General features: G+C 74.2%; 20 protein-coding genes and 1 tRNA gene. 9 read left to right on the forward strand and 12 right to left on the reverse strand.

Going from position 1 to position 20,298, the window contains the following annotated elements:
- Positions 1-126: 126 nt before the first annotated feature.
- From ACIRFH_RS24230 to ACIRFH_RS24240, 3 genes are read right to left on the reverse strand one after another with little or no spacing between them, the layout of a single operon-like run.
- Positions 127-1,113, reverse strand: a complete 987-nt coding sequence (locus tag ACIRFH_RS24230; protein WP_403524442.1) for an ATP-binding cassette domain-containing protein — start codon at positions 1,111-1,113, stop codon at positions 127-129.
- A 7-nt stretch (positions 1,114-1,120) separates the two neighbouring features.
- Entirely contained in the window at positions 1,121-2,197 is a 1,077-nt protein-coding gene (locus tag ACIRFH_RS24235) for an ABC transporter permease (protein WP_403524445.1), read from the reverse strand.
- Positions 2,197-3,213 carry a sugar ABC transporter substrate-binding protein gene (locus tag ACIRFH_RS24240; protein ID WP_403524447.1) on the reverse strand — a complete coding sequence of 339 codons (1,017 nt, stop codon included), beginning with the start codon at positions 3,211-3,213 and terminating at the stop codon, positions 2,197-2,199. The genes ACIRFH_RS24235 and ACIRFH_RS24240 overlap by 1 nt, the downstream gene beginning before the upstream one ends.
- A gap of 233 nt (positions 3,214-3,446) precedes the next feature.
- Between ACIRFH_RS24240 and iolC the strand changes: the two genes are divergently transcribed.
- The 5 genes from iolC (at position 3,447) to ACIRFH_RS24265 (ending at position 8,965) form a co-directional block, all read left to right on the forward strand.
- Complete coding sequence (iolC, locus tag ACIRFH_RS24245; protein WP_403524450.1) at positions 3,447-4,409, forward strand: 5-dehydro-2-deoxygluconokinase; 963 nt, start codon at positions 3,447-3,449, stop codon at positions 4,407-4,409.
- Positions 4,410-4,422: 13 nt separating this feature from the next.
- Complete coding sequence (locus ACIRFH_RS24250) at positions 4,423-5,310, forward strand: deoxyribose-phosphate aldolase (RefSeq protein WP_403524453.1); 888 nt, start codon at positions 4,423-4,425, stop codon at positions 5,308-5,310.
- A gap of 72 nt (positions 5,311-5,382) precedes the next feature.
- Positions 5,383-6,276: a 5-deoxy-glucuronate isomerase gene (gene iolB, locus ACIRFH_RS24255; RefSeq protein WP_403524456.1), complete on the forward strand. Its 894-nt coding sequence runs from the start codon at positions 5,383-5,385 to the stop codon at positions 6,274-6,276.
- A complete protein-coding gene (iolD, locus tag ACIRFH_RS24260) occupies positions 6,273-8,147 on the forward strand; it encodes a 3D-(3,5/4)-trihydroxycyclohexane-1,2-dione acylhydrolase (decyclizing) (RefSeq protein WP_403524458.1) in 1,875 nt (624 codons plus the stop codon). Before iolB ends, iolD begins: the two co-directional genes overlap by 4 nt.
- A gap of 32 nt (positions 8,148-8,179) precedes the next feature.
- Positions 8,180-8,965 carry a GntR family transcriptional regulator gene (locus ACIRFH_RS24265; protein WP_403524461.1) on the forward strand — a complete coding sequence of 262 codons (786 nt, stop codon included), beginning with the start codon at positions 8,180-8,182 and terminating at the stop codon, positions 8,963-8,965.
- 3 nt (positions 8,966-8,968) lie between these two features.
- Here ACIRFH_RS24265 and ACIRFH_RS24270 read toward each other — a convergent pair whose 3' ends face one another.
- From ACIRFH_RS24270 to ACIRFH_RS24285, 4 genes are all read right to left on the reverse strand, one after another.
- Entirely contained in the window at positions 8,969-9,664 is a 696-nt protein-coding gene (locus tag ACIRFH_RS24270; RefSeq protein WP_403524464.1) for an NUDIX domain-containing protein, read from the reverse strand.
- Positions 9,665-9,716: 52 nt separating this feature from the next.
- On the reverse strand, positions 9,717-10,004 hold the full coding sequence (locus ACIRFH_RS24275) for a prolyl oligopeptidase family serine peptidase (protein ID WP_403524625.1): 288 nt from the start codon (positions 10,002-10,004) through the stop codon (positions 9,717-9,719).
- Positions 9,914-10,267, reverse strand: coding sequence for an alpha/beta hydrolase (locus ACIRFH_RS24280; protein WP_403524467.1), 354 nt, complete (start codon positions 10,265-10,267; stop codon positions 9,914-9,916). The genes ACIRFH_RS24275 and ACIRFH_RS24280 overlap by 91 nt, the downstream gene beginning before the upstream one ends.
- 130 nt (positions 10,268-10,397) lie before the next feature.
- Positions 10,398-11,123: a dienelactone hydrolase family protein gene (locus tag ACIRFH_RS24285; protein WP_403524469.1), complete on the reverse strand. Its 726-nt coding sequence runs from the start codon at positions 11,121-11,123 to the stop codon at positions 10,398-10,400.
- 147 nt (positions 11,124-11,270) lie between these two features.
- Here ACIRFH_RS24285 and ACIRFH_RS24290 point away from each other — a divergent pair, with 147 nt between their 5' ends.
- Entirely contained in the window at positions 11,271-11,693 is a 423-nt protein-coding gene (locus ACIRFH_RS24290; RefSeq protein ID WP_403524472.1) for an ankyrin repeat domain-containing protein, read from the forward strand.
- A gap of 121 nt (positions 11,694-11,814) precedes the next feature.
- Here the strand turns inward: ACIRFH_RS24290 and ACIRFH_RS24295 are convergent.
- Positions 11,815-11,888: transfer RNA gene (locus tag ACIRFH_RS24295), tRNA-Pro, on the reverse strand.
- 100 nt (positions 11,889-11,988) lie between these two features.
- Between ACIRFH_RS24295 and ACIRFH_RS24300 the strand changes: the two genes are divergently transcribed.
- A complete protein-coding gene (locus ACIRFH_RS24300) occupies positions 11,989-12,516 on the forward strand; it encodes a DUF309 domain-containing protein (RefSeq protein WP_403524475.1) in 528 nt (175 codons plus the stop codon).
- 168 nt (positions 12,517-12,684) lie between these two features.
- Positions 12,685-13,458, forward strand: a complete 774-nt coding sequence (gene cobF / locus ACIRFH_RS24305) for a precorrin-6A synthase (deacetylating) (RefSeq protein WP_403524478.1) — start codon at positions 12,685-12,687, stop codon at positions 13,456-13,458.
- A 137-nt stretch (positions 13,459-13,595) separates the two neighbouring features.
- On the opposite strand, the gene ACIRFH_RS24310 is transcribed toward cobF, so the two are convergent.
- Together ACIRFH_RS24310 and ACIRFH_RS24315 are read right to left on the reverse strand one after the other, a co-directional pair.
- Complete coding sequence (locus tag ACIRFH_RS24310) at positions 13,596-14,345, reverse strand: cobalt-precorrin-6A reductase (protein WP_403524481.1); 750 nt, start codon at positions 14,343-14,345, stop codon at positions 13,596-13,598.
- 172 nt (positions 14,346-14,517) lie between these two features.
- A complete protein-coding gene (locus ACIRFH_RS24315) occupies positions 14,518-15,255 on the reverse strand; it encodes a DUF4232 domain-containing protein (protein WP_403524483.1) in 738 nt (245 codons plus the stop codon).
- A 279-nt stretch (positions 15,256-15,534) separates the two neighbouring features.
- Here ACIRFH_RS24315 and ACIRFH_RS24320 point away from each other — a divergent pair, with 279 nt between their 5' ends.
- Positions 15,535-17,907: a helix-turn-helix domain-containing protein gene (locus tag ACIRFH_RS24320; RefSeq protein WP_403524486.1), complete on the forward strand. Its 2,373-nt coding sequence runs from the start codon at positions 15,535-15,537 to the stop codon at positions 17,905-17,907.
- 22 nt (positions 17,908-17,929) lie between these two features.
- Here the strand turns inward: ACIRFH_RS24320 and ACIRFH_RS24325 are convergent, their stop codons facing one another.
- Complete coding sequence (locus tag ACIRFH_RS24325) at positions 17,930-18,703, reverse strand: sulfite exporter TauE/SafE family protein (RefSeq protein WP_403524488.1); 774 nt, start codon at positions 18,701-18,703, stop codon at positions 17,930-17,932.
- 59 nt (positions 18,704-18,762) lie between these two features.
- Entirely contained in the window at positions 18,763-20,277 is a 1,515-nt protein-coding gene (locus ACIRFH_RS24330) for a long-chain fatty acid--CoA ligase (protein WP_403524490.1), read from the reverse strand.
- Positions 20,278-20,298: the final 21 nt, after the last annotated feature.

Below are 20,298 nucleotides of genomic sequence, written 5' to 3' on the forward strand. Positions count from 1 at the left end.
ACCTCCCGCTCGGCGACGGCGAACGGGACCATGCAGAGCCGCTGGGCCGCCGTGCGCACCGGGCCCGGCTCGGAGAGGCCGGACGGCGGTTCGCGCACCACCCCGCGCCGGACGACGGTCCGTGCCTCACCCCGCGCCGGACGGCCGGCCCGGACCGTCGGTGCCGGACGCGGGGGGCGCGGACGCGGTGGTACCCGGCGCGGGAATCGCGGACGCGGTGGTACCGGTCGCGGGAGTCTCCGCATCCGGTCCCGGAAGTGCCGCCGCGCCGACCCCGCCGGCCTGCGCCAGTTCGTGCTCGAGCGCGGCGAGTTCGGCGCCGCCGGCCATGTGGTGGGTGAGCTCCTCGAGGGTGATCGCGGCGCGGGCGGCGCTGAGTTCGAGGGTGCCCAGGCGCAGCACGCTGAAGTGGTCGCCGACCAGGTGGGCGTGGTGGGGGTTGTGGGTGACGAGGACGACGCCGAGGCCGCGTTCGCGGGCGGCGGCGATGTACTTGAGGACCACGCCGGACTGCTTGACGCCGAGGGCGGCGGTGGGCTCGTCGAGGATGAGGACGCGGGCGCCGAAGTGGACGGCGCGGGCGATGGCGACGCACTGGCGCTGGCCGCCGGAGAGGGTGCCGACGGGCTGTTCCAGGTCGTCCAGGACGATGCCCATCCCGCGCAGTTCCTCGTCGGCGGTCTTCTTCATGCGGGCGATGTCGAGGCGGCGGACGGGCCAGGGGCCCTTGGTCAGCTCGGAGCCGAGGAAGAAGTTCCGCCACACCGGCATCAGCGGCACGGTGGCGAGGTCCTGGTAGACGGTGGCGATGCCCCGGGCGAGGGCGTCGCGGGGGCCGGTGAAGCGCGCCGGTCCGCCGTCGACGAGGAGGTCGCCCTCGGTGGGCCGGTGCAGCCCGGAGATGATCTTGATGAGGGTGGACTTGCCGGCGCCGTTGTCGCCGAGCACGCAGGTCACCCGGCCGGGGAGGACGGTGAGGTCGACGCCGTGCAGGGCGCGGACGGTGCCGTAGGACTTGCCGGCGCCGCGCAGTTCGACGAGCGGTCGGCCGGTGTCCTCGGGGGCGGTGTCCGCGAGGGCGGCGTCGTGGGTGCCGGTGGTCTTGCCGGTCATTTTCCGATCACCTCCGGGTCGCCGCGCGGCGGACCCACAGATTGACGAGGACGGCGCCGAGCAGCATCACGCCGAGGAACGCCTTGAACCAGTCCGGGTTCCAGCCGGCGTAGACGATGCCCTGGTTCACCATGCCGAACATGAAGGCACCGAAGACCGGGCCGACGGCGGAGCCGTGGCCGCCGGTGAGCAGGCAGCCGCCGATGACGGCCGCGGCGATGTAGATCAGCTCCTGGCCGACGCCCTCGCCGGACTGCACGGTGTTGAAGGAGAACAGCTGGTGCATGCCGACGAACCAGGCGCCGAAGCCGACCAGCATGAACAGCGTGATCTTGGTGAAGGTGACGGGGACGCCGACCGCTCGGGCGGACTCCTTGTCACCGCCGACCGCGAAGACCCAGTTGCCGTACCTGGTGCGCAGCAGCACCCAGGTGGCCAGCGCGGCGAAGACCAGCCACCACACGACGGTGATCTTCACCTGGACGCCGCCGACGCCGAAGGACGAGGCGAAGAGCGCCTCGGCCTGGCCGAAGCCGTCCATGTCGCTGATGTCGTCGGTGGCGACGTTGCCGGTGACGAGCTTGGTGACGGCGAGGTTCGTGCCCTGGAGGATCAGGAAGGTGCCGAGGGTGACGAGGAAGCTCGGCAGTCCGGTCCTCACCAGCACCCAGCCGTTGAACGCGCCGACGCCCAGGGAGAGCGCGAGGGCGACGACCACGCCCGTCCAGACGTTCATGGTCAGCTGGTAACTGAGCATGCTCGCGGTGAGCGCCGAGGTGACCACGGCGACGCCGGCGGACAGGTCGAACTCGCCGCCGATCATCAGCAGGGCGACGGGCAGCGCCATGATGCCGATGGTGGACGACTGGTAGAGGACCGTCGCCAGGGAGCCGCCGTCGCGGACCGAGGGCGCGGCGATCAGGAAGAAGACGAACACGGCGACGGCGCCGAGGAGGACCCCGACCTCGGGCCGGGCGAGCAGCCGCAGCGCGAGCGGGCGCCGTCGGGCGCGTCCGTCACCCGGTCCGGGGCCGGGGGCCGGCCGCGCGGTCACCGCCGGTCCGGCCTGCGGGCCGGCGCTCATCACCGGGTGCCCTTCGAGGCGAACTCGGCGACGGCCTCGACATTGGACTTGTCGACGAAGGCCGGGCCGGTCAGCACCGGCTGCTCGCCGCCGCCGCTGTAGTTGCCGTTGTTCTTGTACAGCCACAGGCCGTCGACCGCCAAGTAGCCCTGGAGGTAGGGCTGCTGGTCGACGGCGAACTCGATGGCGCCCTTGTCGATGGCACCGGTGAGTTCCTTGTTGAGGTCGAAGGTGGCGACCTTCGCCTTGCCGCCGGTCTCCTCCACCGACTGCGTCGCGGTCATGGCGAAGGGGGCGCCGAGCGTGACGACGTGGTCGACGGTGCCGTCCTGCTTCAGCTTCGCGGTGATCGTCGACTTCACGGACGGCATGTCGGTGCCGTTGACGTAGAGGTTCTCGACCGTGCCCTCGAAGGTCTTCTTCACACCGTCGCAGCGCTGGGTCAGGCCGACGTTGCCCTGCTCGTGGATCACGCAGACGGCGTTCTTCGCTCCGACCTCGTTCAGCTTCTTGCCGAAGGCCTCGCCCGCCACGCTCTCGTCCTGCCCGAAGAACTCCGTCAGGCCGAGCTTCTTCCAGTCGGCGAGGCCGGAGTTGAGGCCGACGACGGGTATGCCGGCCTGCTCCGCCTTGGCGAGGACACCGCGCAGGGCGTCCGGCTTGGCGAGGGTGACCGCGATGCCGTCGACCTTCTGGTCGATCGCGTTCTGCACCAGGTTGGCCTGGTTGCCCGCGTTGGGGTCGGCGGAGTAGACGAGCTTGATGTTGTCCTTGGCGGCGGCGGCCTCGGCGCCCTTGCGGACGATGTCCCAGAAGGTGTCGCCGGGCGCCTGATGGGTGACCAGGGCGACCGTCATGCGGGGGGTGCCCGCCTTGCCCGCGGCGGCGCCGGAGTCCCCCTTCTCGTCGGCCTTCCTGCCCCCGGAGCCGCTGGAGCAGCCGGCGAGGGCCAGTGCCGCGGCGAGGGCCACGGCGGGGGCGAGTCTGCGGGAGCGGGCGTGCGAAGAGCGGACCATCTTTCCTGCACCTCACTGTGCGACGGGAGCCGTGTGTCGGACCGGAGAAGAAGGGCTGTTGCGCTGGGACCGGATACAAGTCCTTGAGGGGCCCGCTGTCAATGCTTTGTCAAGACATCACTTCACGAGCTAGTCCGAATGTAAGTACAAAGCATTGACAAGGTCGTCTCGCCGCCTTACACCTGGGAGGCGGCAGGCCCCCTCCCTCCCGCCCAGCCCGAGGAGCGTCGTACATGGCCGAGTCAGTCCGGCAATTCGATCTGATCACGATGGGCCGCATCGGGGTCGATCTCTACCCCCTTCAGACGGGTGTACCCCTGGCGGAGGTCGAGACCTTCGGCAAGTTCCTCGGCGGTTCCGCCGCGAACGTCGCGGTCGCCGCCGCCCGCCTGGGCCGCGCCACGGCCGTCATCACCCGCACCGGCGACGACCCCTTCGGCCACTACCTGCACCGGGCCCTCGGGGAGTTCGGCGTCGACGACCGCTGGGTCACCCCGGTCGCCGCGTACCCGACACCCGTCACCTTCTGCGAGATCTTCCCGCCGGACGACTTCCCGCTGTACTTCTACCGCCGTCCCAAGGCCCCCGACCTGGAGATCCACCCGGAGGAGCTGGACCTCGACGCGATCCGCGCGGCCCGCGTCTTCTGGGTCACCGGCACCGGGCTGAGCGAGGAGCCGAGCCGTACGGCGACCCTGGGCGCCCTCGCCCACCGCGCCGAGGCCGGGACCACGGTGTTCGACCTGGACTGGCGGCCGGTGTTCTGGACCGACCCCGACCAGGCCCGCCCGTACTACGCCGAGGCGCTGCGGCACGCGACCGTCGCCGTCGGCAACCTCGACGAGTGCGAGGTCGCCACGGGCGTGCGCGAACCGTGGGCCTGCGCCGAGGCGCTCCTGGCCGCGGGCGTGGAGCTGGCCGTCGTCAAGCAGGGCCCCAAGGGCGTGCTCGCCGTGCACCGCGACGGGCGGACGGCCGAGGTCCCCCCGGTGCCGGTCGAGGTGGTCAACGGCCTCGGCGCGGGCGACGCGTTCGGCGGTTCCCTCTGCCACGGCCTGCTGTCCGGCTGGGACCTGGAGCGGACCATGCGGTACGCCAACGCGGCCGGTGCCCTCGTCGCCTCCCGTCTCGCCTGCTCCTCCGCGATGCCCACCGGGGCGGAGGTCGACGGCCTCCTCGCGCGATCCACCCCCTGAACGGAGCGTTGCCTTGTCCCTCAGCATCCCCGACCTCACGGCGGTCAGAGCCCGGCACCCGGAGGCCGTCGCCGAGGCGGCGGCCCGCCGGGTGCGCCGTCCGCTGATCGGCGACTCCGGGCGCCTGATGATCGTGGCCGCGGACCATCCGGCGCGCGGCGCGCTCGCCGTCGGCGACCGGCGGCTCGCCATGGCCAACCGGGCCGACCTGCTGGAACGCCTGTGCACCGCACTGTCGCGGCCCGGCGTCGACGGAGTGCTCGCCACCGCCGACGTGCTGGAGGACCTGCTGCTGCTCGGGGCGCTGGAGAACAAGATCGTCATGGGCTCGATGAACCGCGGCGGCCTCGCGGGCGCCGCCTTCGAGATGGACGACCGCTTCACCGGGCACCGCGCCGAGGACATCGCCCGCCTACGCTTCGACGCGGGCAAGCTGCTGCTGCGCATCGACTACGACGACCCCGGCTCGCTGACCACCCTGGAGTCCGCGGCCCGCGCGGTCGACGCCATGGCTGCCCACGGACTGCCCGTGTTCGTCGAGCCGTTCATCTCCCGCCGGATCGACGGCCGGGTGTGCAACGACCTGTCCGCCGAGGCCGTCACGCGCTCCGTCGCCATCGCCTCGGGCCTCGGCGGCACCTCCGCCTACACGTGGCTGAAACTGCCCGTCACCCACGACCCGGACGACATGGGCGAGGCCCTGGAGGCCTCCACGCTGCCCGCGGTCCTGCTCGGCGGCGACATAGGCGGCTCCCCCGCGGACCAGGTCACCGCCTACGAACGCTGGCGCAAGGCGCTCAGACTCCCCACCGTGCAGGGCATGGTCGTCGGCCGCTCACTGCTCTACCCCGCCGAGGGCACGGTGGAACAGGCGGTCGACACCGCCGTCGGCCTGTTGTGACCCGAGAGCTGTGTATCAAGAGCTGTGTCCCAGGAGCTGTGTCCCAGGAGCTGTGACTCAGGAGAGGACCTGATGACGTATCACCTTCCCGCGGGCAAGGCGGCGAGTGGCCCGTACGCCGTGGACGTGACGCCCGAGAAGGCCGGTTGGGGCTACTCCGGTCTGCGTGTGCTCCACCTGCCGCCCGGCGGCGGCCACACCTTCGACAGCGGCGACAGCGAGTGGATCGTCCTCCCGCTCGCCGGTGCCTGCTCGGTCGCCACCGCCGACGACTTCGGCCAGGCCACCTTCGAACTCACCGGCCGGGCCGACGTGTTCAGCGGCGTCACCGACTTCGCGTACGTACCGCGCGACGCCCGGACGACGGTGACGTCCGCCGACGGCGGCCGGTTCGCCCTCACCGGCGCCCGCTGCACCCGCCGCCTGCCCGCCCGCCACGGCCCGGCGTCGTCCGTGCCGGTGGAGCTGCGGGGCACCGGCTCCTGCTCGCGGCAGGTCAACAACTTCGGTGCCGCGGGCGTCTTCGACTGCGACAGGCTGATCGCGGTCGAGGTGATCACCCCGGGCGGCAACTGGTCCTCGTTCCCGCCGCACAAGCACGACGAGCACCGCCCCGGCGAGGAGTCGGTGCTGGAGGAGATCTACTACTTCGAGTTCGCCGGCCACGACGGTACTCCCGGCCTCGGTTACCAGCGGGTCTCGCCCTCCGGGCGCGGACGGGGCACGGACGTGCTGGCCGAGGTCCGCGACGGGGACGTGGTCCTGATCCCCGACGGCTGGCACGGACCGTCGATGGCCGCACCGGGCCACCACATGTACTACCTCAACGTCATGGCGGGCCCGGACGCGGAACGCGCCTGGCTGATCCGCGACCACCCCGACCACGCCTGGATCCGCGACACCTGGCCCGGGCAGCCGGTCGACCCCCGGCTCCCCCTCTACACCTCACCGGAGAGGTCCGCATGAACGCCACCGCCACCCGCCGACTGACCACCGCCCAGGCCCTGATGCGCTTCCTGGCCGCCCAGTACACCGAACGCGACGGCGTACGGCACCGGCTGATCACCGGCACCTGGGGCGTCTTCGGCCACGGCAACGTGGCCGGCCTCGGACAGGCCCTCGTCGAGTACGCCGACGTCATGCCGTTCCACCAGGGCCGCAACGAACAGGCCATGGTGCACGCGGCCGTCGGCCACGCCCGCCAGCTCAACCGGCTGTCCGCACAGGCCGTGACGACCTCCATCGGCCCGGGCGCCACCAACCTGGTCACCGGCGCCGCCCTCGCCACGATCAACCGCCTGCCGGTCCTCCTGCTCCCCGGCGACTACTTCGCCTCGCACGCCGCAGACCCGCTGCTCCAGCAGCTGGAACACCCCGTCGAGGCCGACGTGTCCGTCAACGACGCCCTGCGCCCGGTGTCCCGGTACTTCGACCGCGTCACCCGCCCGGACGCCCTGATCGCCTCCGCGCTCCAGGCGATGCGGGTGCTGAGCGACCCGGCCGAGACCGGCGCGGTCACCCTCGCCCTCCCCCAGGACGTGCAGGCCCAGGCGTACGACTGGCCCGAGGAGTTCTTCGCCGACCGCGTCTGGCGCGTACGGCGTCCCGCCCCCGACCCGGCGGAGCTGGCCGAGGCGGTCCGGGCGGTCCGCGCCGCCGAACGCCCGTTGATCGTCGCGGGCGGCGGCGTCCACCACAGCGAGGCCGAGGAGGCGCTGAGGGCGTTCGTGGACGCCACCGGCATCCCGGTCGCCTCCACCCAGGCGGGCAAGGGCTCCCTGCGCCACGACCACCCGGCCGACCTCGGCGGCATCGGCCACACCGGCACCGCCGTCAGCGACGACCTGGCCCGCACCGCGGACCTGGTGATCGGTGTCGGCACCCGCCACACGGACTTCACCACGGCCTCCGGCACCCTCTTCCAGCGCCCGGACGTCCGCTTCCTGAACCTCAACATCACCGCCTTCGACGCCCACAAGCTCGCCGCCCGCACCCTGGTCTGCGACGCCCGCACCGGCCTCACCCTGCTGACGGACGCCCTCGCGGGACACCGGGTGGCCCCGTCGTACGAGGCGGAGTACCGCGCGGGCAAGGAGCGCTGGGAGCGGGTCGTGGAGGCCGCCCTGCGGGCGGAGGACGACAACGCCGTCCCGACGCAGACCCATGTGCTGGGCGCGCTGGACGCGGTGGTGGGCGACGAGGACGTGGTGATCAACGCGGCCGGTTCGCTCCCCGGCGACCTGCACAAGCTCTGGCGGGCCCGCTCCCCGCGCCAGTACCACCTGGAGTACGGCTACTCGTGCATGGGCTACGAGATCCCGGCCGCGCTCGGCGTGCAGCAGGCGGCGCCCGGCACGCCCGTGTGGGCGCTGGTCGGCGACGGCACGTATCTGATGAACCCGACGGAGATCGTCACGGCCGTGCAGGAGGACCTGCCGGTCAAGCTGGTCGTCGTGCAGAACCACGGCTACGCCTCCATCGGCGGCCTGTCCGAGTCGGTCGGCGCCGAGCGCTTCGGCACCGCCTACCGCCACCGCGCCGCCGACGGCACCTTCACGGGCGCCCCGCTGCCCGTCGACCTCGCCGCCAACGCGGCCAGCCTCGGCATGGAGGTGCTGCGCGCCAAGACGGTGCGCGAGCTGCGGGAGGCGCTGACGACGGCCCGTGGGGCGACCCGCCCGACCTGCGTCTACGTCGAGACGGACCCGGCGGCGACCGCTCCCGGGGCCGAGGCCTGGTGGGACGTGCCGGTGGCCGAGGTCTCCGCCCGTCCGGCCGCCGTCGACGCCCGCGCCCAGTACGAGCGCGCCGTCGCCGACCGCCGCCGTCACCTCTGACACCCCGCCCCTCGTACCAGGGAGGTACGCCCATGACGACGACCGGCGGCCCCGCCCGTGCCGTGCCCGCCCCCGCGTCCGGCACGCCGGCCGTCGTCCTGGACCGGAGCAGTCCGGTGCCGCTGTACCACCAGCTGGCCCAGCAGCTGGAGGCGGCGATCGAGCAAGGCGTCCTCGTCCCGGGGAACCTGCTGGGCAACGAGATCGACCTCTGCGTCCGCCTCGGCCTGTCCCGGCCCACGGTCCGCCAGGCCGTCCAGGCCCTGGTCGACAAGGGGCTGGTGGTCCGGCGGCGCGGGGTCGGCACGCAGGTGGTGCACAGCAGGGTCCGACGCCCCCTGAAGCTGAGCAGCCTGTACGACGACCTGGAGGCGGCCGGACAGGACCCGGCCACGCGGGTGATCCGCAACGAGGCCGTCCCGGCGACCGCCGAGGTGGCCGCCGCCCTGGGCGTCGCGGAGGGCGGCGAGGTCGCCGTCCTGGAACGGCTGCGCCTCACCCACGGCCTGCCGGTGGCGGTGCTGTGCAACTACCTGCCGGTGGACCTCCTGGACCTCGACACCGGCCGCCTGGAGTCGACGGGCCTGTACCGGATGATGCGCGCGGCCGGCATCACCCTGCACAGCGCCCGCCAGACCGTCGGCGCCCGTCCGGCCACCCGCGAGGAGGCCGCCCGCCTCGACGAGGCGGAGGGCGCCGCCCTGCTGACCGTGCGGCGCACGGCGTACGACGACACCGGACGGCCGGTCGAGTACGGGACGCACCTCTACCGGGCGTCCCGGTACTCGTTCGACTTCCATCTGCTGGTCGGAGCGTGAGGATCAGGCGTCCCCGGTGTCCGCCGCGGCCGCGCGGGCGCCGGCGAACGGGCCCTCCAGCGCCGCCCACTGGAGCAGCATGATGGTCTTGGCGTCGGCGATCTCGCCGGATCGGATCATCTCCAGGGCGCGACGGAAGGGGAGTTCGAGGGTCTCGATGTCCTCGCCCTCCTCGGGCAGTCCGCCGCCCTCGTGGGTGAGGGTGGCGGGGCCGTAGGCGGCGGCGTAGAAGCTGACGCGTTCGGTGACCGAGCCGGGGCTCATGTACACGTCGAAGACGTGCCGGACCTCGCCGACGGTGTGCCCGGTCTCCTCGACGACCTCGCGCCGCACGGCGACCTCGGGATGCTCGTCCTCGTCGTCGAGCACCCCGCCGGGGGTTTCGATCAGCATGCCGTCGGGGTGCCCGTTGACGTACGCGGGCAGGCGGAACTGGCGGGTGAGCAGGACCGTTCCGCGTGCGGTGTCGTACAGCAGCACGGTGGCGCCGTTGCCGCGGTCGTGCGTCTCGCGTTCCTGGGTGCTCCAGGTGCCGTCGGCGCGCCGGAGGTCGAAGGTCGTGGTGCGTTCGACGTACCAGTGGCTGGAGAGCAGCCGGACGTCGCGGATCCTGACGCGCGGGTTGCCGGTCAGGTCCTGGCCGGCGCGGTCGAGTCCGGTGCGGCCCCGGCGGTCCGGGGTGTCGATGCCGGCGGTCATCGGAGGCCGTCCGGCGGTGCGGGGCGGTGCGAGGTGGTCATGCCCGCTTCTATCACTCCGTCCGGCCGCGTACGAAGTCGAGGGAGGAGGTGAAGCAGTGTTCCCCGTCCGCCTCGGCCGCCCCGATCCACAGGCGACCGGCTCCGGCGACGGCCCGGGAGCCGGCCTCGGTGCCGGCCGCCCGGAGCGCCGACGCCAGGGCCTGGCCCTGGGTGACGGGGATGACCGTGTCCGCTTCTCCGTGCAGGATCAGGAAGGGCGGGGCGTCCGGCGTGACGCGGACGACCGGGCTGGCTTCGCGGGCGCGTTCCGGGGCATCGGCGGCGGGGGCGCCGAGCAGCGCCGCCTCGGGGGTGTGCGGCGGGCGGCGGTGAGGTCGGTCGCGCCGTACCAGACGACGCGGCCGCGCAGGAGCGGGACGGCGGTGAGGACGAGGAGGGCGGCGAGGCGGCCACCCGCGGACTCGCCCCGGGCGACGACCCGTTCGGGGTCGATGCCGAGGCCGGCGGCACGCGTGCGCAGCCACGTCAGCGCCGCGGTGAGGTCGTCCAGCGGGGCGGAGAGCCACACGTCGAGTTCCAGGGGCCGGCCGCCGTCGCGCACGGCGTACGGGACCGCGCGCAGCAGCCGTACGCCGTCGGCCGGGTGCGCGGGGTGCGGAAGGGGCAGGACCGCGGGGCCGGGCGGGCGAGGTACGGGGCGAGTCGGGGGTGCCCGTCGGCTGCCCGCCGGATCACTCCGTCACGGGCACGCATTCGGCGAGCAGGTCCACGACGTCGCGCCAGGCTCGCCGCGCGTGCCGGGGGTGGGGGCCGACGCCGGGGAGCGTGGGCTGGTCGACCGGCGGGTGGTGGAAGGCGTGCAGGGCGCCGCCGTAGACCACGAGGCGCCAGTCGACGCCCGCGGCCTGCATCTCGGCGGCGAACGCGTCGCGCTGCGCGCGCGGCATGATCGGGTCCTCCGACCCGACCCCGGCCCACACCGGGCAGCGGATGCGCGCCGCCTCGCCCGGCCGGCCCGTGGTCAGGCCGTTGACCGTCCCGATCGCCCGCAGGTCGACGCCGTCGCGTCCGAGTTCCAGCCCGATGGCACCGCCGGTGCCGTAGCCGACGACGGCGATGCGGTCGGGGTCGGTCCGCGGTTCGGCACGCAGCACGTCGAGCGCCGCGTGGCCGATGCCCCGCATCCTCTCGGGGTCGGCGAGCAGCGGCAGGCACCGGGCCAGCATGTCCTCGGGGTCGGCCAGGTAGCGCCCGCCGTGGAGGTCGAAGGCCAGCGCCACGTATCCCAGTCCGGCCAGCGCGTCGGCCCGGCTCCGCTCGACGTCGCCGAGCCCCGGGCCCTCCGGTCCGAGCAGCACCGCGGGCCGGCGGCCGGTGCCGGCCGGCAACGCGAGGTGTCCGGTCATCGTCAGGCCGTCGGCGGGGTACTCGATCGTGCGCGTCGTCACTGTCGTCATACAGCCGGACCGTAGTCGTCGTCGGGCCCGGGCGCGCCGTCGTTCTGCCGCCGGCAGAACACCCGGGTGCGCCCAGGGGTCGCCGAACGCCACCGGGTGCGATCTCCTCCGACAGCGCCGTACGACCGCCCGCTAGGCTCGGCGGTCGTGAACAGACGACGGCGAAAGAAACTGTCCGGGCGTCTCGTGGTCGCCGTGCTGATCGGCGATCTCGCGCGGGTGCGGGCGTTGCTGCGCGCGGGCGCGCCCGCCGAGACGGCCGACTCCGCGGGCACCACGCCGCTGTACCAGGCGGCGGTGAACGGCGACGCCGGCATCGTCCGCGTGCTGCTGGCGGCCGGGGCCTCGCCCGACACGGAGAGCGGTACCGGCTCGGAGGGCACCCCGCTGTGCGGGGCGGCCTGCTGGGGCCACACCGAGGCGGTGCGGGCGCTCCTGGAGCACGGCGCCGACCCGAACCTGCGGGAGGACCACGGCACGGGCCTGTCCCCGCTCGACTGGGCGGTGAAGGGGCCGTATCCCGAGACCGTGGAACTGCTCACCGCCGCCGGGGCCCGGCCGAGGGACTGAGCGACGCCCGCGCCGCTCACCCGCTCCCCCGCACACCACGACCGGCGCCGGGAGGCCCCGGAACGACCGAAGGCCGGTTCGGATCTCTCCGAACCGGCCTTCGGTCTGCGACTCTCACGAGTCGGGACGACAGGATTTGAACCTGCGACCCCTTGACCCCCAGTCAAGTGCGCTACCAAGCTGCGCCACGTCCCGATGCGCTCACGTGCGGTGCACCGCGCGATCACGCGGACAGCACTTTACCCCACGCCCGGGGTCATACCTAAGCGGGGACGGCCGGGGGACAATCGGCCCCATGGACAGCCCTGCCGACAGCACAGCCTCGGACCGCCCGGCGGACACGCGGGACCGCGACGACGAGGGGCGGGCCCGCAACGCCCGGCCGCGGGACGGGCTCGGCCGCCCGCTGCCGTACGGCGCCGACGGCGTCCCCCGCCAGCCCGAGGGTGTCGTACGGGCCCCCGGCGAGACGGTGGCCGAGGCGCAGCGGCTGCTGGAGGAGGGCAAGCCCTTCCACGCGCACGAGGTCTTCGAGGACGCCTGGAAGTCGGGCCCCGAGGAGGAGCGGGAGCTGTGGCGGGGCCTGGCCCAGCTGGCCGTCGGGCTCACGCACGCGGCCCGCGGCAACGTCACCGGCGGGGCCAGGCTGCTGCGGCGCGGGGCCGGGGCCGTGACGGAGTGGGCGGCGTCGGGGGCCGGGCGGGCGCGGCCGTACGGGATGGACCTGGCCGCGGTCGCCGCGTGGGCCCGGGAGCTGGCCCGGGACGTGGAGGACGGCGCGCCGGTGGACGCGGGGGCCCGGGCACCGCGGCTGCGGGGCTGACGCCCCTCTGGGGCCCGCGGCCGAGCCGCGAGCCGGGATCCGCGCCGACCGGGGTCGGACACCGCACCGTAGACCTCGATCCACACCGCCGCAGGACCGGGACCCGCGCCGCCGGGGCCGGGGCAGCCCGGTCGGGGCGTCGTCAGTGCCGTACGGCAGACTCGGGGCGTGCGGAAGATTCATGTCATCGGTATCGGCGCGGGCGACCCCGACCAGCTCACCCTGCAGGCGGTCAGGGCGCTGCGGAGCACGGACGTGTTCTTCGTCCTGGACAAGGGCGAGGCCAAGGCGGACCTGGTGCGACTGCGCCGGGACATGCTGGAGGCGCACGTACCGGAGGGCACGTACCGGGTGGTGGAGGCGCGCGACCCGGAGCGGGACCGCGCCGCGGGCGGCTCGGCGTACTCCCCCGCCGTCGGGGACTGGCGCAGCGCCCGCGCCGGCATCTACGAGCGGCTGATCGCCGAGGAACTGGGCGAGGACGAGAGCGGCGCGTTCCTGGTCTGGGGCGATCCGGCGCTGTACGACAGCACGCTGGGCATCCTGGAGGAGATCCTGGACCGGGGCACCGTGACGTTCGAGTACGACGTCGTGCCCGGCATCAGCAGCGTCTCCTCGCTCGTCGCCCGGCACCGGACCGGGTTGAACCGGGTCGCGCGCCCGGTGCAGATCACGACGGGGCGGCGCCTCGCCGAGGGCTTCCCGGAGGGTGTGGACGACGTGGTGGTGATGCTGGACGCCCACCAGACCTTCCGGCAGTACGCGGACCAGGACATCGACATCTACTGGGGCGCCTACCTGGGCACCCCGGACGAGATCCTCGCCTCCGGCCCGATCGCCGAGGCCGCGCCCCGCATCGAGCGGCTGCGCGCCGAGGCCCGGGAGCGCAAGGGCTGGATCATGGACACGTACCTGCTGCGGCGCAACCCGAAGGACCGCTAGGTCCTGTCGCCGAGCGGCTGCTGGTCGAGGACCCGGGCAGCGGCCTGCCCGCCCGGTGCTGCTGCCGGCCTTCGAGGCGGCGGCGCGCCGAGGCGGCGGGGCTCGGCCCGGCGGAGCACCGCGCGGGCGTGCTCCCGTCAGGGCGTGCCGAGGCCCAGCCGCTCCAGGACGCCGGGCACGTCGGGCACCACCGGCACGCCCTCCGGCAGCGGTGGCCGGCGCACGACCACCACCGGCAGGGCGAGGTCCCGGGCCGCCGTCAGTTTGGCCACGGTGGCCGCTCCCCCGCTGTCCTTGGTCACCAGCACGTCGATGCGGTGGTCGCGGAGGAGGGCGGTCTCGTCGGCCACCGTGAACGGGCCGCGGGCCAGCAACACCCGGGTGTCCGGCGGAAGGGGGGGCTCGGGGGGCTCCACCGAGCGGGCGAGGAAGTGGAGGCCGGTCAGGTGCGCGAAGGCCCCCAGGCCCAGGCGGCCGGTGGTCAGGAAGACGCGACGGCCGAGCTCCGGCAGCAGGCCGGCCGCCTCCGGGAGGGACGCGACCGGGTGCCACCGGTCACCGGGGCCGGGGTGCCAGCCCGGCCGGCGCAGGATCACCACGGGGGTGCCGCAGACCGCCGCGGCGCGTACCGCGTTCGCCGTGATGGTCCCGGCGAAGGGGTGGGTCGCGTCGACGAGGGCGTCCACGCGCTGTTCGCGCAGCCACGCGGCGAGCCCGTCCGGACCGCCGAACCCGCCGACGCGCACCTCGCCGTCGACCGGGCCCGGCCGGGTCACCCGCCCCGCCAGCGAGGTCGTCACCCGCACCCCGGGCCGGTCCGCGAGGAGGGCGGCGAGGCGGCGGGCCTCGGTGGTGCCGCCGAGGACGAGGACGTGCGGGGTCGGCATGGCGTCGAGGGTACGAGGTGCCCGGTCCGGACATGCCGCCGGCTCCCGCGGAACACCGCGGGAGCCGGGGGCGGGGCGGTGGACGCGGCCGCACCGGCGCGGGCCCGGTTCTCGGCGCCTGCGCCGGTGCGGTCGCGTCACCTCAGGTGGGTGTCGTTCCCTGCGGCGGGACTCAGAAGTCGTCCGCCCCGTTGCGGAGTTCGGGCGTCCAGTAGCCGGTGAGCGCCTTCGCCGGGTCGACGGCGACACCCTCGCTGCCGGGTGCGGTGACGGCGATGACCGTGGAGTCGCCCTCCAGCATGACGGAGAACGCCGAGACGGGTTCGGTGTCCTCGTCGGCCCCGCCGTCCGACAGCTTCACCAGGGCGTAGGCCGGGGCTCCCGCCTGGAGCACGACCGGCGAGGCCGGCTTGCTCTTGGCCACGGCCGGGACGTCCTGCTTGTGGCTCTCCAGGAACTGGATGTGCGGGAAGCCCGTCAGCCGGCAGGAGTGCCCGCTGGTGTTCTTGGCCGTGAGGACGAGGTGGGTGTAGGGCGGGCCGTCCTGCGTGGCGGCGGTGACGCGGACGTCCCCGGCGGTGCAGACCGGGGCGGAGGCCGTGACCTGCTTGCCGGTCGTCCCGGACGCGCCCGCGGAGGTGTCGGTGGAGCCGCCCGCCGTGCCCTTCGATCCCGCCGAGTGCGCGGAGCCGGCCGACCCCGTCGTGCCGGACGCGCCGGTGCCCTCGCCGGCCGTCGCCCCGGTCGTCGCCCCGGCGGCCACCGGGGACGACGCCACCGTGGCCGTGGCGGCCGGCGCGGACGTCGATCCGGTGTCCCCGTCGCTCTGGCAGGCGGTGAGGGACAGGACGAGGGCGGTGCCCGCGACGGCGAGCAGCGCGGAGCGCGGACGCAGAGTGCTGACGTTCATGTGAGAGATCCCCGTTCGGTGAGCTACGGCATGGATGCCACGGTCGTTCGACAGCGGGTGGACCGAGCCGCTTCCGGGCCGGCACCTGCTCGCTGCCCCGGCGGATCCGTCCGCCGAGGCCCCGGGTCGGTCAGGTCCGGGAGGAGCGTTCCGTGTCGGTCTTCAGTCGATCACTTCCGGCCGTCGCCGCCCAGGCGGTTCTCCCGGCAGAAGTACCGTCGGCGATACTTCTGCCGGTGGCTCGCGTCCGGACGAGCCGGACGATCGGGGACACGCACGGTGCACGACGGCACGCCTTCGACGGGGGACTTCGGGCAGCGGTTGCGCACCCTGCGGGTCCGCGCCGGGCTGAGCCAGGAGGCGCTGTCCCACGCGGCCGGGGTGAGCGTCAGGGCCCTGGCCGACATGGAGCGCGGGCGCACCCGGGGGCCTCAGCGCCGTACGGTGCAGGCGCTGGCCGAAGCGCTGGGTGTGGACGGCGACGAGGCGGCGGGCCTGGAGAAGGCCGCCGCCCTCGGCCGTCCACGCCCCCGGCCGGCCACCGGCCCGGCCGACCCCGGCATCCTGGCCCTGCCGCGCGACATCCAGGACTTCACCGCCCGCGGCCCGGCCCTCGCCGGGCTGCTGGAGCTGGCGCTGGGCGCCGGTCCGGACCGGCCGGTGGTCACCGTGGTCGCCGGGCAGCCCGGGCTCGGCAAGACCGCGTTCGCGGTGCACGCCGCGCACCGCCTCGCCCCGCACTTCCCGGACGGGCAGTTCGCGTTGGACCTGCACGGCATGGACCCCGAGCCGACCGCCCCCCGGGACGCGCTGGCCCGGCTGCTCGGCGCGGTGGGGGTCGCCGACGCGGCGATCCCGGCCGGCACCGAGGACCGTGCCGGTCTGTGGCGGTCCCTGGCCGGCGAGCGGCGCCTGCTCCTGCTCCTGGACAACGCGGCCGACGAGGAGCAGGTCGGCCCCCTGCTGCCCGGCACCGGTCCGTCCCTGACCATCGTCACCAGCCGCCATGCCCTGGCGGGTCTGGAGTCCGTCCACCGCGCCGATCTGGCCCTGCTGCGGCGCGAGGAGGCGGTGGAACTGCTGACCCGCATCATCGGCCCGGACCGGGTGCGCGCGGAGGCGCAGGCCGCACGCGACCTCGCCGACCTGTGCGGGCACCTGCCGCTGGCCGTGCGGATCGCCGGCCAGCGGCTCCTCGGCCGGCCGCACGAACGCCTCGGCAAGCTCGTCGCCCGCCTCGCCGCCGAGGGCCGGCGCCTCGACGGCCTCCAGGCCGGAAGCCTGCGGGTGCGGGCCGCCTTCGCGCTCTCCTACCGGCAACTGCCCCCGGAGTCACGGACGGTGCTGCGACGCGCCGCGCTGGCCGCCGGAGCGGACTTCAGCCCCGAGACCGCCGCGCTCCTGGCCGGCCTCTCCTACGACGACACGGTCGCCTGCGCCGAGGAACTGACCGACGCCGGGCTGCTCCAGAGCGATGCCGACACCGAGCGGTACCGCTTCCACGACCTGCTCAGGCTCTACGCGGCCGAGCAGGTGGAGGCCGAGGACGGCCCCGAGGTCCGCGACGCCGCCCTGGACCGGACCGAGTCCTGGATGCTGCGCCGGGCCACCGCCGCCGCGCTGCACTTCGACGTCGACCACGAGAACGCCGACCAGGAAAACACCGGCCCCGAGAACGTCCACCGCGAACGCGTCGCGCCGCAGGGCGATCCGGACCCGGACACGGCGCCCACCGGCCAGGACGAGGCACGGGCCTGGCTGGAGGCCGAACGGGCCCAGTGGCTCGCCGCACTGCGCCGGGCCCATGACGCCGGCCGGCACCGGCAGGTCCTGGACACGGCGGCGGCGATGCACTGGTTCTCCGACCTCACTCAGCACTGGGAACAGTGGGTGGAGGTGTTCCGGCTCTCCTCCGACTCCGCCCGCTCGCTGGGCAGCAGGCGGGAGGAGGCGGTGCACCTCAACTACCTCGCCTGGGCCTGCAACCTGTGCGTGCACGATCCCCACACCGCTCTGGCGAGCGCCGACGCCGCGCTCACGGCGGCCCGCGAGTGCGGGGACCGGCTCCAGGAGGGCTGGGCACTCGGTTACGGCGCGGGCGCACTGAACCGGCTGGGCCACGCGGAGGAGGCCCAGGAACGCCTGCGCGAGGGAGCACGCTGCCTCGCCTCCGAGGAGTCGCCGCAGGGCCGGCTGGCCGAACTGACGGCCCTCAACTCCCTCGGCACCCTGCTGCGCCAGGCCGGACGGGCGTCCGAGGCACTGGACATCCACCGTCGCAGCGAGCGGATCTGCCGCACGGGGATTCCGGACCGGGCAGGGGTTCCGGGCCGGATGGGCCGGGTGCTCGCGTTGTACCACGCGGTCGCCCAGCTGCAGATCGGCAACGATCTGGCGGCCCTGGAACGCTGGCACGAGGCCGAGGAGCCGTTGCGGCAGGCCCTCGCCGCCTTCGACGCCGCGCAGATGCCGGCCTGGACGGAGGGGACCCGGCTGGACCTGGGGCACGTGCTCTGCGCCATGGGGCACCCCGAGGCCCGACAGACACTGCTCGCCGCCCGCGACGCCCTCGCCGCGCTGAGAAGCCCGCGGCAGGGCGAGGCCGCCGCCGCGCTCGACGCGCTCGACGCGGCCATCGCCGGTACCGTCTGACCGCCGGCACGGCCCGCACCGCCTAGCGCAGGAGCAGTTGCAGGCCGCCCACCACCGTGGCCGCGATGACCAGTTGCTCGAAGAGCCGCTGGTCGATCCTGCTCACAGCCCACTTGCCGATCAGCGCACCGGGCACCACGAACACCACGAGCGCGGCGTCCAGGAGCAGCGAACGGCCGTCGATCAGGCCAAGACCGGCGCTGAAGGGCAGCTTGGAGACGTTGACGATCAGGAAGAAGAAGGCCGAGGTACCGAGGAAGCCGAGCTTGCGGAAGCCCGCGGAGAGCAGGTACATCGACATCACCGGGCCGCCCGCGTTGGCGACCATGGTGGTGAAGCCGCCGAGGACACCGTACGAGCGGGCCTTGGCCCGGCCGGCCCGGGAGGTGACCGCGTCCGGCGGCCCGTCCACGTCGGCCCGCCGCCGGCGCCACACCGTCACGCCGGCCATGAACAGCAGGATCACGCCGATCGACGTCCGTACGACCGCGTCGTCGGCCCACACCAGGAACACGGTGCCGACGACCACGCCGACCCCCACCGCCGGGAACAGCCGCCACAGCGTGGGCCAGTGCGCGTGGCGCCGGTAGGTGAGGACGGCCAGGACGTCCCCGGCGATCAGGACGGGCAGCAGGACGCCGGTGGAGGCGCGGGCCGGCAGGACGGCCGCGAAGACCGCCAGGCTGACCGTGTTGGCCCCGCTCACGGCGGTCTTGGAGAAGCCGACGAGCAGGGCCGCGAGGGCGAGGGCGGCGAACTCCCAGCCGGTGAGGTGCCAGAGCGTCATGGTGTCCATTCGGACGCCGATGCTATGCGGACCCGGCCGGTGTCCGTAAGGACCGTCTCGTCAGATGATCACCGACGGCCTGCGTACCGGGCCCGCAGTTCCCGCTTCAGCACCTTCATGCTCGGGCCCAGCGGCAGCGCGTCGGTGAACTCCACCCGGCGCGGGTACTTGTACTTGCCGAGGTGCTGCCGGGACCATTCGGTGATCTCGGCGCCGTCCGGCGTCGCGCCGGGCGCGGGGACGACCACGGCGCACACCTCCTCGCCGTGCAGGTCGTCCGGCAGGCCGATGACGGCGACCTGGGCGATGCCGGGGTGGCGCATCAGCACCTCCTCGACCTCGCGGGGATAGACGTTGTAGCCGCCCCGGATGACGACGTCCTTCTTCCGGTCGACGATCCGCAGGAAGCCCTCGTCGTCCTTGGTGCCGAGGTCCCCGGTGCGGAACCAGCCGTCGACGAGCGCCTCGGCGGTGGCCTCGGGGCGGCCGAGGTAGCCGGAGAAGACGTTGTGGCCGCGCACGACGACCTCGCCGAGCTCGCCGGGCGGCAGCAGTTCGACGCGGTCCTCGGTCTCCGCGCGGGCGATCTCGACGTCCACGCCCCACAGCGGGTGGCCGATGGTGCCGGGCCTGGCGCCGAACACCGGCTGGTTGACGGCCGCCGCGGGCGAGGTCTCGGACAGTCCGTACCCCTCGTAGATCTTCGCTCCGAAGGCCTGCTCGAACCGCTCCAGCACGGCGACGGGCAGGGAGGCGCCGCCGGAGACGCACACCCGCAGCTCGGGCAGGGCGCCGGCCTCGGCCGCCGCGGCGGCGAGGGCGACGAACATGGTGGGCACGCCGTGGAAGGTGTTGACCTTCTCCTCCACCATCAGCTCGATCGCGCGCGCCGCGTCGAAGCGGGGCAGCAGGACGAGGGTCGCCCCGGCCCGCCAGGTGGAGTTCAGGGAGACGGTCTGGCCGAAGGCGTGGAACAGCGGCAGGGCGCCGAGCGCGATGTCGTCGGGGCGGATGTCGTTGGCGTCGAAGGCGTTGACGGTCGCGTTCATCACCAGGTTGAAGTGGCTGAGCACCGCGCCCTTGGGCACGCCGGTGGTGCCGCTGGTGTAGAAGACGACGGCCGGGTCGTCGGCGGCGCGGGTGACGTACGAGGGCAGCGGTTCGGCGTCCGCGGCGAGCTTGCCGAGTTCGTCGCCCAGGACGACGACCCGCACCCCGGCCTTCCGGGCGGCGGCCGCTCCCGTCTCCGCCTGCGCCGGGTGCACCAGCAGCAGGCCGGCGCCGCTGTCGGTGAGGACGTGCTCCACCTCCGCCGGGGACAGCAGCAGGTGGACCGGGACGACGACGGCGCCGGCCGCGGCGATCGCGTAGTACGCCTGCGGGAAGTCGGCGGTGTTCGGCGCCATCAGGGCGACCCGGTCCCCCGGCCGGACGCCCAGGCCCAGCAGGGCGCCCGCCTGGGCGCGGGCCCGCTGCCACACCTCGGCGAAGGTCAGCCGCAGGTCGCCCTCGACCAGCGCCTCCTTGTCGGGACGGCGCCGGGCGTTCTCGGCGAGGATGGCGGCGACGGAGAGGGTTGCCATGGGGTGTTGCTCCGTTTCCTT

The sequence above is a fragment of the Streptomyces sp. NPDC093586 genome, assembly GCF_044764905.1.
Lineage (GTDB): Bacteria > Actinomycetota > Actinomycetes > Streptomycetales > Streptomycetaceae > Streptomyces.